The organism is Streptomyces sp. (genome assembly GCF_035645055.1).
In the GTDB taxonomy this organism is placed as follows: domain Bacteria; phylum Actinomycetota; class Actinomycetes; order Streptomycetales; family Streptomycetaceae; genus Streptomyces.
Genome location: NZ_DASQNH010000050.1, coordinates 151,830 through 167,120 on the forward strand (window position 1 = coordinate 151,830; position 15,291 = coordinate 167,120).

Genomic DNA, 15,291 nt, shown 5'->3' on the forward strand with positions numbered 1-15,291 from the left:
CCCGCCTTTGTCGACCGGTAACGGTGATCGGTCCGACCGCCCTGGGTTAGCGTCACGGTGTCCCGTACCGCCGTCACCCGCGGAGTCCCCATGAGCACCGCCACCGCCACCTCCCTCGCCCGTCCGGGCCAGGTCCTCGCCGACCTGCTCCCGGCCTCCCGCGTCCGCGACATCGCCCTCGTCGCCGGCGGTGCCGCGCTCACCGGCCTCGCGGCCCAGATCGCCGTGAACGTGCCCGGCTCCCCGGTCCCGGTGACCGGCCAGACCTTCGCCGCGCTCCTCGTCGGCACCTCCCTGGGCGCCGGCCGCGGTTTCCTTTCGCTCGCGCTGTACGCGCTGGCCGGCATCGCGGGTGTGCCGTGGTTCGCGGAGGGTGCCTCCGGCGTGGGGATCCCGTCCTTCGGCTACGTCCTCGGCATGCTGCTCGCCGCCACCGTCGTCGGCGCCCTGGCCCGCCGCGGCGCCGACCGCTCCCCGTGGCGCATGGCGGGTGCGATGCTGCTCGGTTCGGCGATCATCTACGGCGTCGGCGTGCCCTACCTGGCCCTGTCGCTCGACCTGTCCGCCTCCGCGGCGATCGCGGCGGGCCTCACCCCGTTCCTGATCGGCGACGCCCTCAAGGCGGCCCTGGCGATGGGCGCGCTGCCCGCCGCCTGGAAGCTCGTCGGCAAGCGGTAACCCCTCAGGCGGTACGGAAGAGGTTCGCCGGGTCGTAGGACGACCTCAGCCCGGCGAGCCTCTTCCGCGTCTGAGGGTCGTGCAGCCCCTCGGCGCGGTCCCCGGCGCCCAGCGCGAAGTTGACGGACCGCCCGAGCGTCTGCGGCGCGAGCAGCGCGAACGCCGGGTCCAGCAGGGCGCGGGCCGGCTCCCGCCCGACCACGGTCAGCAGCCGCACCAGGAACCGCCCGTCGCGGAACGGCACCGCGTTCGGCGCGGGCCGCGCCAGCGCCCCGCCCAGATGGTTGACCTGTACGACGATCATGGCCTCCGCGTCCGGCCCGGTGCGCCGCAGCACCTCGCCCGCCCGTTCCACGTCCAGCTCGCGCACCACCGCGCTGTCCCCGTAGTAGGAGTGCGGGAAGTCCGGTTCGCTGTGGATGGTGTGGCTCTCCGTGTACGGCATCTCCCGCAGCGAGTCGGCCAGGACCGGCCCGATCTCCCGCAGCGGCGCCACCAGCCGTTCCCCGTCCGTCCCGGTGTACGCCACACGCACGGACACCTCGTACCGGCCCCGCAGATGCGGCGGCATGGCGGGCACGTCCGGATACGGCAGGGCGGCGAAGGACGACGTCAGCCCGTCCGGCACGGTCCGCGTCCACGCCTCGTACGCCGCCAGCGCCGCCGCCGGGTCGACGCGCCGCCCGTCGAAGGCGAGCGAGCCGCCGTACAGCCGGGCCACCGGAACCAGCCCGATCTCCAGCTCGGTGACGATCCCGAGCCCGTGACCGCCGCCGAGCAGCCCCCAGTACAGCTCGGAGTCCTCCCGCACGGCCCGGTGCGGGCGCCCGTCGCCGGTGACGACGTCCAGGGAGCGCACATGGTCGGCGGCATAGCCGAACTCCCGGGCCAGGAGGCCCAGCCCGCCGCCCAGTGTGTAACCCACGGCCCCGACGGAGGGGGCCGAGCCGCTGAGCGGCGCCAGCCCGTGCGGGGCGGCGGCCGCGACGACCTCGCTCCAGCGGACCCCCGCCTGCACCCGGGCGGTGCGGGCGGCCGGGTCGACGGTGACGCGGTTCATGCGCCGCGTGCCGACCAGGACCCCGCCCTCCACGTCACCGGGCGTGCCATGGCCGGTCGCCTGGACGCCGAGCGGCAGGTTCCGTTCGGCCGCGTACCGCACGGCGGCCACCACGTCCTCGGCCGAGGAAGCGCCGAAGACCACGGCGGGCCGCCGTACGAACCCGGTCTGGAAGCCGGCGGTCTCCTCCGCGTACCCCGCGTCACCGGGGCGGAGGACGAGCGGAGCTGCGGTGATGTCGGTGCTGGTGAGATTCATGCCGCCGAGGATGGCGGCATAACCTGACAACGGCCGTCAACTTTTCCAGCGCCGTGCTGTGAGAAAGGGCCTCGCGGCGCGTGCCGCGAGGCCCTTGAGGTGCCGGACGGGCCGCGAGGCCCTTGAGGCGCCGGACGGCGAAGGTCAGCCGGCCGCGACCTCGTCCCGCTCCCGCTCCCGCTCCTGCTCCCGGTCCTGGCCGGAGCCGAGCTTCTGCCGGACCACGGCGATGGCCAGCACCACCGCCGCCACCAGCAGCGACAGCAGCACGGTCTTGCGGCCGTCGTGCTCGGTGTCGGTGAGCATGTAGCCCAGGATGAAGACGATCAGCGCGGCGGTCGCCCAGGTCAGATACGGGTACAGCCACATCTTCACGACCAGCTTCTCCGGCGCCTCGGCCTGGATGATCTTCCGCATGCGCAGCTGCGAGAAGCAGATCACCAGCCAGACGAACAGCGCCACCGCGCCGCTGGAGTTCACCAGGAAGAGGAAGACGGAGTCCGGGAACTTGTAGTTGAAGAAGACGGCCACGAACCCGAAGACCACGGACACCAGGATCGCCGTACGCGGCACACCGCGCGCGGTGGTCCGGGCGAACGCCTTCGGCGCGTCCCCGCGCTCACCGAGCGAGAAGGCCATCCGGGAGGCGGTGTAGAGGCCGGAGTTGAGACACGACAGCACCGAGGTCAGCACGATGAAGTTCATGATCTGACCGGCGTGCGCGATGCCCAGCGAGTCGAGCGCGGCGACGTAGGAGCCCTTGTCCTGGATGGACTCGGAGTCCCACGGCAGCAGCGAGACGACCACGAGGATCGAGCCGAGGTAGAAGACGCCGATACGCCAGATGATGCTGTTGGTCGACTTGGTGACGGCCCGCTGCGGGTCCTCCGACTCACCGGCCGCCAGGGTCGCGATCTCACTGCCCATGAAGGAGAAGACGACCAGCAGCACACCGGTCAGGATGGCTCCCGGCCCGTTGGGCAGGAAGCCGCCGTGCTCGGTCAGGTTGGACAACCCGGCCTGCTCGCTGTCGACGCCGGGCAGCACGCCGAACACCGCGAGGCCGCCGATGACGATGAAGGCGCCGATGGCGACGACCTTGATCCCGGCGAACCAGAACTCGAACTCGCCGTAGGAGCCGACGGAGACCAGGTTGGTGCCGGTCAGCACCACCATCACGATGAGCGCCCAGGCCCACTGCGGTACGGCGGGCACCCAGCCCTCGAGGATCACGGCACCGGCGGTCGCCTCGACCGCGAGCACCACCACCCAGAAGAACCAGTAGAGCCAGCCGATGGAGAACCCGGCCCAGCGGCCGAGCGCGCGGTCGGCGTGCGCGGAGAAGGAGCCGGAGGTCGGGTTGGCGGCCGACATCTCACCCAGCATGCGCATCACCAGCACCACGAGCGTGCCGACGAGCGCGTAGGAGAGGAGGATGCCGGGGCCGGCGGTGGCGATACCGGAGGAGGACCCCACGAAGAGTCCGGCGCCGATGACACCGCCGATGGCGATCATCGACAGATGGCGATTCTTGAGCCCTGCCTGGAGCCCGCCGCCGGAACCGGGATCGCCGGTTCCTCCGGGGCTTCCGGGGCCGTCGTCGGCCTTTGTCAGGGTCGGCTGCGAAGTCATGGGACGGATTCCTTTGCGCCGGAATGATCAGTTCCCGTACGAACGGCGTACGAGCCGGACCAGTGAATCCGAGGTGAACGAATTCTTGAACCTTTGAATCCGGATTGTTACTTGAGGTTTCCCTGAGGTTCGGTGGTGTTCCTCTGCTTTCGGCGCCGCCACCCCACCCTGCTGCCCGGCCGCGCGCATGTCACACTCATCCCATGCGCGTGTATCTCGGCTCGGACCATGCCGGCTTCGAACTCAAGAACCACCTCGTCGAATGGCTCAAGTCGGCGGGCCACGACCCCGTCGACTGCGGCCCCCACATCTACGACGCCCAGGACGACTACCCGCCCTTCTGCCTCCGCGCCGCGGAGAAGACGGCCGCGGACCCCGGCTCCCTCGGCATCGTGATCGGCGGCTCCGGCAACGGCGAGCAGATCGCCGCCAACAAGGTCGAGGGCGTCCGTGCCGCCCTCGCCTGGAGCGAGGAGACGGCCGCGCTGGGCCGCCAGCACAACAACGCCAACGTCGTGGCCGTCGGCGCGCGCATGCACAGCGAGGAGGAGGCGACCAGGTTCGTCGAGGTCTTCCTGGGCACCCCCTTCTCCGGCGACGAGCGCCACATCCGCCGCATCGACATGCTCTCGGCGTACGAGACCACGGGTGACCTGCCGCCGATCCCGGCGCACCACCCGCAGCAGGACTGACACCGCTCCCCGGGGCGGGCAAGGAAATACGGCGGGTGCCCCTCGGGGGCTGGAAGGACGCGGGAGCCGTGCCAGAGGGGCACACGATTCACCGGCTGGCGCACGACTACGCCACCCGCTTCTCCGGCACGGCCCCCCGGGTCACCAGCCCCCAGGGCAAGTTCTCCGACGCCGCCGACCTGCTCGACGGAGCCGTCCTCACCGCCACCGAGGCCCACGGCAAGCACCTCTTCCTGCGCTTCCGCGACGCCGACTGGGTCCACATCCACCTCGGCCTGTTCGGCAAGGTCGCCTTCGGTGACGCCCCGGCGCCCCCGCCCACCGACACGGTCCGGCTGCGCCTGGCGAACGACACCTCCTACGTCGACCTGCGCGGCCCCACCGCCTGCGCGCTGATCACCGACGCGGAGAAGCGGGCCGTACACGACCGCCTCGGCCCCGACCCGCTGCGCGAGGACGCCGACCCGTCCCTGGCCTACCGGCGGATCTCCCGCAGCCGCACCACCATCGCCGCCCTGCTGATGGACCAGAAGGTCATCGCCGGCGTCGGCAACGTCTACCGCGCCGAAGTCCTCTTCCGGCACGGCATCGACCCGTACCGCGCGGGCAAGGACATCACGCCCGCCGAGTGGGCCGCGATCTGGACGGACCTCGTCGAGCTGATGCGCGAGGGCGTACGGCTCAACCGCATCGACACCGTCCGCCCCGAGCACACCCCCGAGGCGATGGGCCGCCCGCCCCGCGTCGACGACCACGGCGGCGAGGTGTACGTGTACCGCAGGGCGGACCTGCCCTGCCACATCTGCGGCGGCGAGATCCGCACCGCCGGCCTCGCCGCCCGCAACCTCTTCTGGTGCCCCGCCTGCCAGCGGGCCTGACGCACCCGGCTCAGAAGCCGTGCGGCAGCCAGGGCGCGAGCCCCGCCGCCCCGAACGCCACCGAAGCCTCCGCCAGCGCCCCGGCGCGCAGCTCCCGCACCCGCCCGGCCGCGCCCAGTGCCGCGAGGCGCACCCCGCCGAGATACACCGAGCCCAACTCCCGTACGGACAGCGCGAGATCCGCCGCGTCCGCGGTCCGCTCGCAGGTCGCCCCCTTGGTGTCCCCGCTCAGCCGCCAACGCCCCGCGTTCCACGGGCAGAAGGCGTCCTCCACGTCCAGCACCACATCCACCGGCGCCGCGTACGTGCGCGCCTCCAGCGCCGCCCCCACCTCGACGGGCCGCAGATACAGCGAGTCCCGCAGCCGGGGCCGGCACCGCCGGGTGTCCGACACCAGGTACTGCCAGGTGTCGTCGACCGGCCGCCCTCGCGCCACCAGCGTGGCGGTCAGGTCGATCCCGAACAGGAACCGCCACAGCGCCGCGTCCACGGCCGGATCCGGCGCCGCCAGGTCCTCCAGGAACACCGTGCCGTCGTGTCCGCTCTCGCCCCAGCCGATCTTCACCCGGTACCGCGCGTACCCCACGATCCGGCCGTCGCGCTCGGCGACCACGCACTGCAACGGCGACGCGCCCTCCCGCTCGCTCTCCGGGTCCAGCAGCCCCACCCGCTCCCACTTCGGCCGCCGGGCCAGCATGCCGGGCCGCCGCGGCACCAGCTGGGCGTAGACCGCCTCGCACGCGTCGAGCACCTCGGCGGGCGCCGCGTACCGCAGCCGTACGTCATCGGTCCCCGCGGGCACCGACAGCCGCACCCGGCCGGTGTCGATCTCCGCGCCCAGCGCGTACGTCGCCACGCCGTACCCGAACCGGCCGTAGATGTCCGGCTCGGAGGCGGTCAGCACCGCCAGCGGCTCGCCCCAGGAACGGACGTCCTCCAACTGCCGCCGCATCATCGAGGTCAGCACCCCGCGCCGCCGGTGCGTGGCGGCCACCCCCACCATCGTGACGCCCGCCGCGGGCACCGACGCCCCGCCGGGCACGGTCAGCCGGAACGAGAACGCCCCGGACGTCCCCACACAGGCACCCCCGTCCCAGACGCCCAGGGAACGGTCGAACTCGGTCAGCTCGCGCCACAGTTCCCGCTCCTCGGGCGCCTCCGGCACACCGCCGAAGGCACGCAGCAGGGTGTCGTACCACACGTCCCAGTCGTCCGGCCGCAGGACGCGCAGTCCGTCCGGCCCCTCGCTCGCCATCGCCATGGTCCATGCCTACCAGGGCAATGGTGGGCGAGCCACGGGATTTCCGGCAGGCGGCGGCACGGCGGCTTTCCGTGGAGTTCACTGTGAAGTCGAGCCTCGGACGGGGGACAAGTGGGACCTCCCGTGCCGAGCGACAGGTCCGATGGATAGGGTCCCGAACTAATGGCAGCAGGACGAGGTCGGCGCGCGGCGGCCGAGAGGTTCCCGGCCCGGTGGAAGATGCAGTGGCACCGGGTCCGCGTCGGCCTGCGCAGAAGCGCCGTCGACTACTTCCGCGGCGACGGCTCCGACTGGGTCGCCCTCGCCGGCCTGCTGCTCACCGTCCCGTTGATCGCGATCACCACGCTCGCCAACCCGGTGTGGTGCTCCCCGGCCGCGCTGGTCCTGCCGATCGTCGCGGGCGGCCTGCTGCTGCGCCCGGCGAGCCTGCTCGGCCTGTACGCGGCGGCGGCGACCGCGCTGATCGTGGAGTCCGTCCAGCTGGGCCCGTACACCGAGGGCCCCTCCCGGGTCACCCCGGGCGTGGTGCTCGTCGTCGCGGCCTGCGGGCTCTTCGGGCTGCTCATCGCCCAGTTCCGCAGCCGGGTCGGCGTGCCCTGGCGGCGCGGCGGCACCATGCTGTTCGACCTGCGCGAGCGCATCCGCACCCAGAGCCGGCTGCCCAAGCTGCCGGCCGGCTGGCACCGCGAGATGGCGCTGCGCCCGGCCGGCGGCCAGTCCTTCTCCGGCGACTTCGTCGTCGCGGCCCGCACCAACGGCGGACGCACCCTGGAGGTCGTGCTCACCGACGTCTCCGGCAAGGGCATGGACGCCGCCTCCCGCGCGCTGCTGCTGGCCGGCGCCTTCAGCGGCCTGCTCGGCTCGCTGCCGCCGCACGCCTTCCTCCCGGCCGCCAACGGCTATCTGCTCCGCCAGGACTGGGACGAGGGCTTCGCGACCTCCATCCACCTCGTCCTGGACCTGGACTCCGGGGACTACGAGCTGTACTCGGCGGGCCACCCGCCGGGGCTCCAGCTCAGCGCGGGCAGCGGCCGCTGGGAGGAGAAGGCGGCCGAGGGCCCGCTGCTCGGTGTGTACGAGGGCGCCCAGTTCGACCCGGTCAAGGGCTCGCTGCGAGCCGGTGACGTGCTCATGCTGTTCACCGACGGACTGGTGGAGACCTCCGAGCGGGACATCGTCGAGGGCATCGACCGGCTCACCGGCGAGGCCGACCGCTATGTCGCCGGCGGCTTCCACGGCGCCGCCTGGCACCTCATCGAAGCCGTCGCCAAGGACGTCAACGACGACCGGGCCCTGCTGCTGATCTGCCGCGAGGGCCCGACCGCCCAGGCCCAGGCACAGGCACAGGCCCAGTCGTCGCAGGCCCAGTCGTCGCAGGCCCGGTCATCGCAGGCGCAGCCGGCGGCCCGCTGAGACACTGGCGGGGTGACCGAGACTCCGCAGACCCTCCCCCTCGCCGAGGTGGAGGCCCTCGCCCGGGCCGCCCACCAGGGCCAGACCGACAAGGCCGGCCGACCCTACGCCGAGCACCTCCAGGCCGTCGCGGAGGGCGTCCGTGCCCGCGGCGGCGACCCCGAGCAGATCGCCGCCGCCTGGCTGCACGACGCCGTCGAGGACGACGCGATGCCCGAGCGATGGCTGGATCAGGCCCCGCTGAGCGACCGTACGAAGGCCATCGTGCGGGCGGTCACCAAGCGGGCCGGGGAGCCGCCCGAGGCGTACGCCGCCCGGATCCTCGCCACGCCCGGCGCGCTGCTGGTGAAAGAGGCCGATCTGGCCCACAACGCGGACCCCGCCCGTCTCGCGGCCCTGGACGAGCCGACCCGCACACGGCTGACCGAGAAGTACACGCGGATGCGCGCACTGCTCGGCCTGGAGGGATGACGCCGAGACGGGTGACGCCGGGGAGGCATGACGCCGGGTAGGCATGAGGCCGGGAGAGACGACGTCGGGAACGGGCTTCAGACGTGAGCGGTCTCCCGCCTGACCTGGTCGCTCTTCTCGCTCTCGCTCTCGCTCTCGCTCTTCTCGCTCTTCTGGCGTTCCCGGGCGGCTTGGGCGGCGTCCTGCCGGAACGCCCAGTCCATCCGCGGCTCCATCACGCACCGGAACACCCGCCGCACGGGCCGGGTGCACAGCAGCGTCACACCGATCGCGGCGAGCGCGGTCACGAACAGCTCACCGAGCGGCCGGTGCAGCCACGCGTGGTCGAACCAGCCCTGGTAGATACCGGCCTTGACCACGAAACCGTGCAGCAGGTAGCCGTACAGCGTGCCCGCGCCCAGCGCCGTGAACCACATGCGGCGGCGCGGCACCCAGGCGAAGAAACAGGCCGTCAGCACCAGCGAGCAGCCGAACATCGCCAGCACCATCATCGGACCCATCCACCACGGCACGCCCAGCTCCTGCGCTGAGTCCCGGTGGTAGAACCAGGCGGTGTCCATCCGCGGCACGGCCCACCAGCCCATGGCCAGCGCGGCGGCGAAGACCGGCACCGACAGGATCCGCACCGAGCGGCGGCGCACCAGGTGGAAGTGCTCGGCCCGCACGCACAAGCCGAGCACGAAGTACGGCAGGAACTGCAGCACCCGCTGGAGGTCCAGGTCGTTCCCGATCTCCGGGCTGACCGACGCGGCCATCGCGATGCCGAGCGCGACCGGCAGCGGCCAGCGGACCATCCTCCAGATCGGAGTGGTGAGCCGCCACACGAACAGCGCGCACAGAAACCAGGTGAGATACCAGGGATCGAGCAGGGTGATCTCCTGCCCCGGATCGCCGTCCACGATCCGCTTGAAGAGCGGATAAGCGGTCTCGAAGACGATGTACGGCACGGCCACACCGGTGATCAGCCGCTTGAGCCGGCTGGGGCGCAGGTCGAAACCGCGCGAGAAGAAGCCGGAGATGATGATGAACGCCGGCATGTGGAAGGCGTACACGACGTTGTACGCGCCTTCGAGGACGCGGCTGTCGCCCTTCAGCGGCTCCCAGGCGTGACCGATGGCCACCAGCGCGATCGCCAGGTATTTGGCGTTGTCGAAGAACGCGTCGCGCTGCTTTCCGGACTGCGGACCCTGCGCTGACCGCGGGCCCGGCACCCCCGAGGCCGGCGGCTGTGCCGGGGGGAGCGGCGCCCTGCGGCGGAAGGAGGCGGCGTGAAACATCTGAGGCACCCTAGCGTCGTCCGTGGGGTCCCGTAAAACCCTCCACGTCATTCCTGGTTCAGCGCTCGGTCACACGCTTTGCGCACGTGAAAAGGCCAGTTGGGGGCAATTCGATTTACCTGCCCGCATGGTGTGTGGGCAGGGAAAGCAACGTGTCGCGTTTCTGTCGCGAGCATGCCTTCGAATTGCTGTGCGGATTAACGTGCGGATTGCTGTACGACGCCTCCGCGTACGGGTGTTGACGGCAGCGGCGGAGTGCCTGCGGAGCACTGCCGTGACCGACGTCGCGTCATGGGCCGCATAGGGTGGGCCGGTTGGTGGCACGATGGTTCTGGCGGGGTGCGCGCGGCTGCATGCCCCGGCCGGGAAAGCCGACCGACCGAGGGTGGGATCTGTTGTGGCCATTTCACTGTCAGTGGTGCTGCTGTTGGCGATCATCCTGGTCGTGATGATGCGTGGCGGTTCGATCAAGGCCGGGCCCGCCGTCGTGGCGATCCTCTTCGGCTTCTTCCTCGCCTCGACCGGCATGGCGCCGTCGATCAATCGTTTCCTCAACTCGATAGCGGAAACGATCAACTCCATCAGCTTCTGAGCCCGGCCGGCTCGCGCCTGGCAGGCGATCGGGGCCGGGCGCGCAAACGCGTCAGGGCCGGCCGGAGAGATGATCTCCGGCCGGCCCTGAGCCGTAGAGAGCGGGCGACGGGAATCGAACCCGCGTAGCCAGTTTGGAAGACTGGGGCTCTACCATTGAGCTACGCCCGCACGCAACGCGCCGCTTGTCGGACGACCGCGGCACTCAGGCATCCTAGCGGGTCGGCCCCGTTCGGCGCACACCCCTTCCGGCGCCACGCCGACGCCCACGCGCGGGCGCGCCCCGAATACGGCGGCCGAGCAGCCCCTGGGCATGTACCCTACGTGTCGCACACCAGACGGGGTGTGGCGCAGCTTGGTAGCGCGTCCGCTTTGGGAGCGGAAGGCCGTGGGTTCAAATCCCGCCACCCCGACCACCGGCTGATCACCTTGAGTGATCGACCTCGCCATCGCGGACGATCGCCTTTTGGGCCGTGTACCCGCTGCCGTTACTATGCAAGCTGCACGCCCGTGTGTCCGGCCTAGCGGCCTATAACTCCTCCGGGCGGCGAAATCCGCCGGACCAGTCTGGCTCCGGCAGAACCCGAGCAGTCAGCCACAAGGAGACCGAACCGTGAAGAGCGCCGTGGAGAACCTGAACCCGACCCGGGTTCGGCTCACTGTCGAGGTGCCCTTCGAGGAGCTCAAGGACAGCCTCGACGCGGCGTACAAGAAGATCAACCAGCAGGTCACGGTGAAGGGCTTCCGCAAGGGCAAGATCCCCGCCCGGGTCATCGACCAGCGGTTCGGCCGCGGCGCCGTGCTGGAGGAGGCGGTCAACGACGCGCTTCCGAAGTTCTACACGGAGGCGGTCAACGAGGCCGAGCTGAACGTCCTCGGCCAGCCCGAGGTCGACATCACGGAGCTGAAGGACGGCGAGACGCTGAACTTCACCGCCGAGGTCGACGTCCGCCCGGCGATCGAGATCCCGGACTACTCCGGTATCGAGGTCGAGGTCGACGCCGTCGAGGTCACCGACGAGGACGTCGAGAAGTCGGTCGAGCAGCTCCGCGAGCGCTTCGCCTCCACCACCCCGGTGGAGCGCGCCGCCGAGGACGGCGACGTGGTCACCGTCGACCTGGAGGCCAAGGTCGAGGGCGAGGTCCTGGAGGACGGTGTCGCCAACGGCGTCTCCTACACCATCGGCTCCGGCGAGCTGCTGGACGGCATCGACGACGCCGTGAAGGGCCTGGAGGCCGGTGGCGAGGCCACCTTCACCTCCGAGCTGAAGGGCGGCTCGGCGGCCGGCAAGGAGGCCGAGGTCACCGTCAAGGTCACCCAGGTCGCCAAGCGTGAACTGCCCGAGCTGGACGACGAGTTCGCGCAGATGGCCTCCGAGTTCGACACCCTGGACGAGCTGAAGGCCGACAGCCGCAAGCGCCTGGAGAACATGAAGCAGTTCGACCAGGCCACGCAGGCGCAGGAGCGCGTCCTGGAGAAGCTCCTCGAGCTGGTCGAGGTCCCGGTCCCCGAGAAGCTGCTCGAGGACGAGATCAACACCCGCAAGCACAACCTGGAGCACCACCAGCTCGGCCAGATGGGCCTGACCCTCGACAAGTACCTGGAGCTCCAGGGCAAGACCGCCGAGGAGTTCGAGAACGAGACCCGCGAGGCCGCGGTCAAGGGCATCAAGACCCAGTTCGTGCTCGACGAGCTGGTCAAGCAGGAGAAGCTGAACGTCAACCAGGAGGAGCTCACCGAGCACCTCATGCGGCGCGCCGCCTCCTCCGGCATGTCCCCCGACCAGTTCGCCCAGGCCGTCGTCGAGCAGGGCCAGGTCCCGCTGCTCGTCGGCGAGGTCGCCCGTGGCAAGGCGCTGGCCGTCGTGGTCGAGAAGGCCACGGTCAAGGACACCAACGGCGAGATCATCGACCTGTCCGACGAGGACGAGTCCGAGGCCGCCGCCGAGTCGGCCGACGCCGAGTCCGCCGAGGCCGCCGCCGAGGAGAAGTCCGAGGGCTGAGCCGTACGGCACCTCTGAGCACGTCACGACGGACCCCGGGTACTCGCTGCCCGGGGTCCGTCGCCTTGTCCCCGGACTTGCCCGCGCGGAGATCGACGCTACGCCCCCGGCGAACACTCCCATTACCGGGATTCCCCCGGAGGGCCCCCGCGTTAGGGTCCATGAATACGTAGTACACGTGAGACGGCCCGGCGCCGTCGTAAGACGAGCAGGTGGATACGTGACGAATCTGATGCCCTCCGCCGCCGGCGAGCCTTCCATCGGTGGTGGCCTCGGCGACCAGGTCTACAACCGGCTGCTCGGCGAGCGGATCATCTTCCTCGGCCAGCCGGTCGACGACGACATCGCCAACAAGATCACCGCGCAGCTGCTGCTCCTTGCCGCTGACCCGGACAAGGACATCTTTCTCTACATCAACAGCCCCGGTGGTTCGATCACGGCGGGCATGGCGATCTACGACACCATGCAGTACATCAAGAACGACGTGGTGACGATCGCCATGGGCCTCGCGGCCTCCATGGGCCAGTTCCTGCTCAGCGCGGGCACCCCCGGCAAGCGTTTCGCCCTGCCGAACGCCGAGATCCTGATCCACCAGCCCTCCGCCGGCCTGGCCGGCTCGGCCTCGGACATCAAGATCCACGCCGAGCGGCTGCTGCACACCAAGAAGCGCATGGCCGAGCTCACGGCGCAGCACACCGGCCAGTCGGTCGAGCAGATCACCCGCGACTCGGACCGCGACCGCTGGTTCGACGCGTACGAGGCCAAGCAGTACGGCCTCATCGACGACGTCATCGCCACGGCCGCCGGCATGCCGGGCGGCGGCGGCACCGGGGCGGGCTCCTGAGGCCCGTAGCGGCCCCGCACCGGCCCTGACGGCCCCCGGCGGGGCCCACCCGGCCCCCTCGCAGCCCAGTCACCGCCCCAGCCCCTTTTCAGGAGACACCGTGAACGACTTCCCCGGCAGCGGCCCCTACGGCAGTGCGCGCGCCGAGTACACCGGCCCCACGGCCGAGTCCCGCTACGTCATCCCGCGTTTCGTCGAGCGCACCTCCCAGGGCATCCGCGAGTACGACCCGTACGCGAAGCTCTTCGAGGAGCGGGTGATCTTCCTCGGCGTGCAGATCGACGACGCCTCCGCCAACGACGTCATGGCGCAGCTGCTGTGCCTGGAGTCGATGGACCCCGACCGGGACATCTCGGTCTACATCAACAGCCCCGGCGGCTCCTTCACCGCGCTGACGGCGATCTACGACACGATGCAGTTCGTCAAGCCGGACATCCAGACGGTCTGCATGGGCCAGGCGGCCTCCGCCGCGGCCATCCTGCTGGCCGCCGGTACGCCCGGCAAGCGCATGGCGCTGCCGAACGCCCGCGTGCTGATCCACCAGCCGTACAGCGAGACCGGCCGCGGTCAGGTCTCCGACCTGGAGATCGCCGCCAACGAGATCCTGCGGATGCGCGCGCAGCTGGAGGAGATGCTGGCCAAGCACTCCACCACGCCGATCGAGAAGATCCGCGAGGACATCGAGCGCGACAAGATCCTCACGGCCGAGGACGCGCTGGAGTACGGGCTGATCGACCAGATCATCTCCACCCGCAAGATGAACAACGCAGCCGTCCGCTGACGCGGACACCGTTAGGATGTGCCGCCCCTTGGCACAGTGCACGTCGAAGTGAACCGCGCCAAGGGGGGCCCGAACGGGGGGCTCGGCAAGGTACCGTCGGACATAAGGCAGCACGAGGAGCCGCTGGACGCCCGCGTCCAGACGACTCCCAGGCGAAGGGGAAGCACACCGTGGCACGCATCGGTGACGGCGGCGATCTGCTCAAGTGCTCGTTCTGCGGCAAGAGCCAGAAGCAGGTCAAGAAGCTCATCGCAGGCCCCGGTGTGTACATCTGCGACGAGTGCATCGATCTCTGCAACGAGATCATCGAGGAAGAGCTCGCGGAGACCAGCGAGGTCCGCTGGGAGGAGCTGCCCAAGCCGCGCGAGATCTACGAGTTCCTCGAGGGATACGTCGTCGGCCAGGAGGCCGCGAAGAAGGCCCTCTCCGTCGCGGTCTACAACCACTACAAGCGGGTCCAGGCCGGCGAGAACGGCGGCAGCAGCCGCGAGGACGCCATCGAGCTGGCGAAGTCCAACATCCTGCTGCTGGGCCCCACGGGCTCCGGCAAGACGCTCCTCGCGCAGACCCTCGCCCGCATGCTGAACGTCCCGTTCGCGATCGCCGACGCCACGGCGCTCACGGAGGCGGGCTACGTCGGCGAGGACGTCGAGAACATCCTGCTGAAGCTGATCCAGGCGGCCGACTACGACGTCAAGAAGGCCGAGACCGGCATCATCTACATCGACGAGATCGACAAGGTCGCCCGTAAGAGCGAAAACCCGTCGATCACCCGGGACGTCTCCGGCGAAGGCGTCCAGCAGGCGCTGCTGAAGATCCTCGAAGGCACCACGGCCTCCGTGCCGCCGCAGGGCGGCCGCAAGCACCCGCACCAGGAGTTCATCCAGATCGACACGACGAACGTGCTGTTCATCGTGGGCGGCGCCTTCGCGGGCCTGGAGAAGATCATCGAGTCGCGGGCGGGCGCCAAGGGCATCGGCTTCGGCGCGACGATCCGCTCCAAGCGTGAACTCGAGTCCAAGGACCAGTTCGAGGACGTCATGCCGGAGGACCTGGTCAAGTTCGGCATGATCCCCGAGTTCATCGGCCGTCTCCCGGTCATCACGTCGGTCCACAACCTCGACCGCGAAGCGCTCCTGAAGATCCTGGTCGAGCCCCGCAACGCCCTGGTCAAGCAGTACCAGCGCCTCTTCGAACTCGACGGCGTCGAGCTGGACTTCGAACGCGAGGCCCTGGAGGCCATCGCCGACCAGGCCATCCTCCGCCAGACCGGCGCCCGCGGCCTGCGCGCCATCATGGAAGAGGTCCTCCAGGGCGTCATGTACGAGGTCCCCTCCCGCAAGGACGTGGCCCGCGTGGTCATCACCGCCGACGTGGTCCTCTCCAACGTCAACCCGACCCTGATCCCCCGCGACTCGCGGGGGCGGGGGGCGGGGGAGCAGAAGACGGCGTA

14 protein-coding genes and 2 tRNA genes are annotated in these 15,291 nt (G+C 70.5%); 11 read left to right on the plus strand and 5 right to left on the minus strand.

What is annotated here, in order from left to right:
- The first annotated feature begins 90 nt into the window (after window positions 1-90).
- Window positions 91-678 carry a biotin transporter BioY gene (locus VE614_RS17060; protein ID WP_324937345.1) on the plus strand — a complete coding sequence of 196 codons (588 nt, stop codon included), beginning with the start codon at window positions 91-93 and terminating at the stop codon, window positions 676-678.
- Window positions 679-682: 4 nt separating this feature from the next.
- Here VE614_RS17060 and VE614_RS17065 read toward each other — a convergent pair whose 3' ends face one another.
- Both VE614_RS17065 and VE614_RS17070 read right to left on the minus strand, forming a co-directional pair.
- A complete protein-coding gene (locus tag VE614_RS17065; RefSeq protein ID WP_324937348.1) occupies window positions 683-1,996 on the minus strand; it encodes an FAD-dependent oxidoreductase in 1,314 nt (437 codons plus the stop codon).
- A 144-nt stretch (window positions 1,997-2,140) separates the two neighbouring features.
- The gene (locus tag VE614_RS17070; protein ID WP_324937350.1) at window positions 2,141-3,628 is read right to left on the minus strand and encodes an amino acid permease; all 1,488 of its coding nucleotides are present in this window, start codon (window positions 3,626-3,628) and stop codon (window positions 2,141-2,143) included.
- A 203-nt stretch (window positions 3,629-3,831) separates the two neighbouring features.
- On the opposite strand from VE614_RS17070, the gene VE614_RS17075 reads away from it, so the two are divergent.
- Entirely contained in the window at window positions 3,832-4,320 is a 489-nt protein-coding gene (locus tag VE614_RS17075) for a ribose-5-phosphate isomerase (RefSeq protein ID WP_324937352.1), read from the plus strand.
- 68 nt (window positions 4,321-4,388) lie between these two features.
- A complete protein-coding gene (locus VE614_RS17080) occupies window positions 4,389-5,198 on the plus strand; it encodes an Fpg/Nei family DNA glycosylase (protein WP_324937354.1) in 810 nt (269 codons plus the stop codon).
- A 10-nt stretch (window positions 5,199-5,208) separates the two neighbouring features.
- On the opposite strand, the gene VE614_RS17085 is transcribed toward VE614_RS17080, so the two are convergent.
- A complete protein-coding gene (locus VE614_RS17085) occupies window positions 5,209-6,459 on the minus strand; it encodes a GNAT family N-acetyltransferase (protein WP_324937356.1) in 1,251 nt (416 codons plus the stop codon).
- A 162-nt stretch (window positions 6,460-6,621) separates the two neighbouring features.
- On the opposite strand from VE614_RS17085, the gene VE614_RS17090 reads away from it, so the two are divergent.
- Window positions 6,622-7,872, plus strand: a complete 1,251-nt coding sequence (locus VE614_RS17090) for a PP2C family protein-serine/threonine phosphatase (protein WP_324937358.1) — start codon at window positions 6,622-6,624, stop codon at window positions 7,870-7,872.
- A gap of 12 nt (window positions 7,873-7,884) precedes the next feature.
- Entirely contained in the window at window positions 7,885-8,343 is a 459-nt protein-coding gene (locus VE614_RS17095) for an HD domain-containing protein (protein ID WP_324937359.1), read from the plus strand.
- Between the two features lie 77 nt (window positions 8,344-8,420).
- On the opposite strand, the gene VE614_RS17100 is transcribed toward VE614_RS17095, so the two are convergent.
- Window positions 8,421-9,620 (minus strand): acyltransferase family protein, encoded by a 1,200-nt coding sequence (locus VE614_RS17100; protein ID WP_324937362.1) that lies wholly within the window; start codon window positions 9,618-9,620, stop codon window positions 8,421-8,423.
- A gap of 397 nt (window positions 9,621-10,017) precedes the next feature.
- Here VE614_RS17100 and VE614_RS17105 point away from each other — a divergent pair, with 397 nt between their 5' ends.
- Entirely contained in the window at window positions 10,018-10,212 is a 195-nt protein-coding gene (locus VE614_RS17105) for a hypothetical protein (protein WP_324937364.1), read from the plus strand.
- 99 nt (window positions 10,213-10,311) lie between these two features.
- Here VE614_RS17105 and VE614_RS17110 read toward each other — a convergent pair.
- Window positions 10,312-10,382 (minus strand) — tRNA-Gly (locus VE614_RS17110).
- Window positions 10,383-10,550: 168 nt separating this feature from the next.
- Between VE614_RS17110 and VE614_RS17115 the strand changes: the two genes are divergently transcribed.
- The 5 genes from VE614_RS17115 to clpX all read left to right on the plus strand — a co-directional run.
- A tRNA-Pro gene (locus VE614_RS17115) sits at window positions 10,551-10,627 on the plus strand.
- 197 nt (window positions 10,628-10,824) lie between these two features.
- Complete coding sequence (tig, locus tag VE614_RS17120) at window positions 10,825-12,213, plus strand: trigger factor (protein ID WP_324937366.1); 1,389 nt, start codon at window positions 10,825-10,827, stop codon at window positions 12,211-12,213.
- 232 nt (window positions 12,214-12,445) lie between these two features.
- Window positions 12,446-13,057 carry an ATP-dependent Clp protease proteolytic subunit gene (locus VE614_RS17125; RefSeq protein ID WP_324937390.1) on the plus strand — a complete coding sequence of 204 codons (612 nt, stop codon included), beginning with the start codon at window positions 12,446-12,448 and terminating at the stop codon, window positions 13,055-13,057.
- A 100-nt stretch (window positions 13,058-13,157) separates the two neighbouring features.
- Entirely contained in the window at window positions 13,158-13,838 is a 681-nt protein-coding gene (locus VE614_RS17130; RefSeq protein WP_324937368.1) for an ATP-dependent Clp protease proteolytic subunit, read from the plus strand.
- Window positions 13,839-14,008: 170 nt separating this feature from the next.
- A partial coding sequence (gene clpX / locus VE614_RS17135; protein WP_324937370.1) for an ATP-dependent Clp protease ATP-binding subunit ClpX occupies window positions 14,009-15,291 on the plus strand: 1,283 nt, incomplete at its 3' end.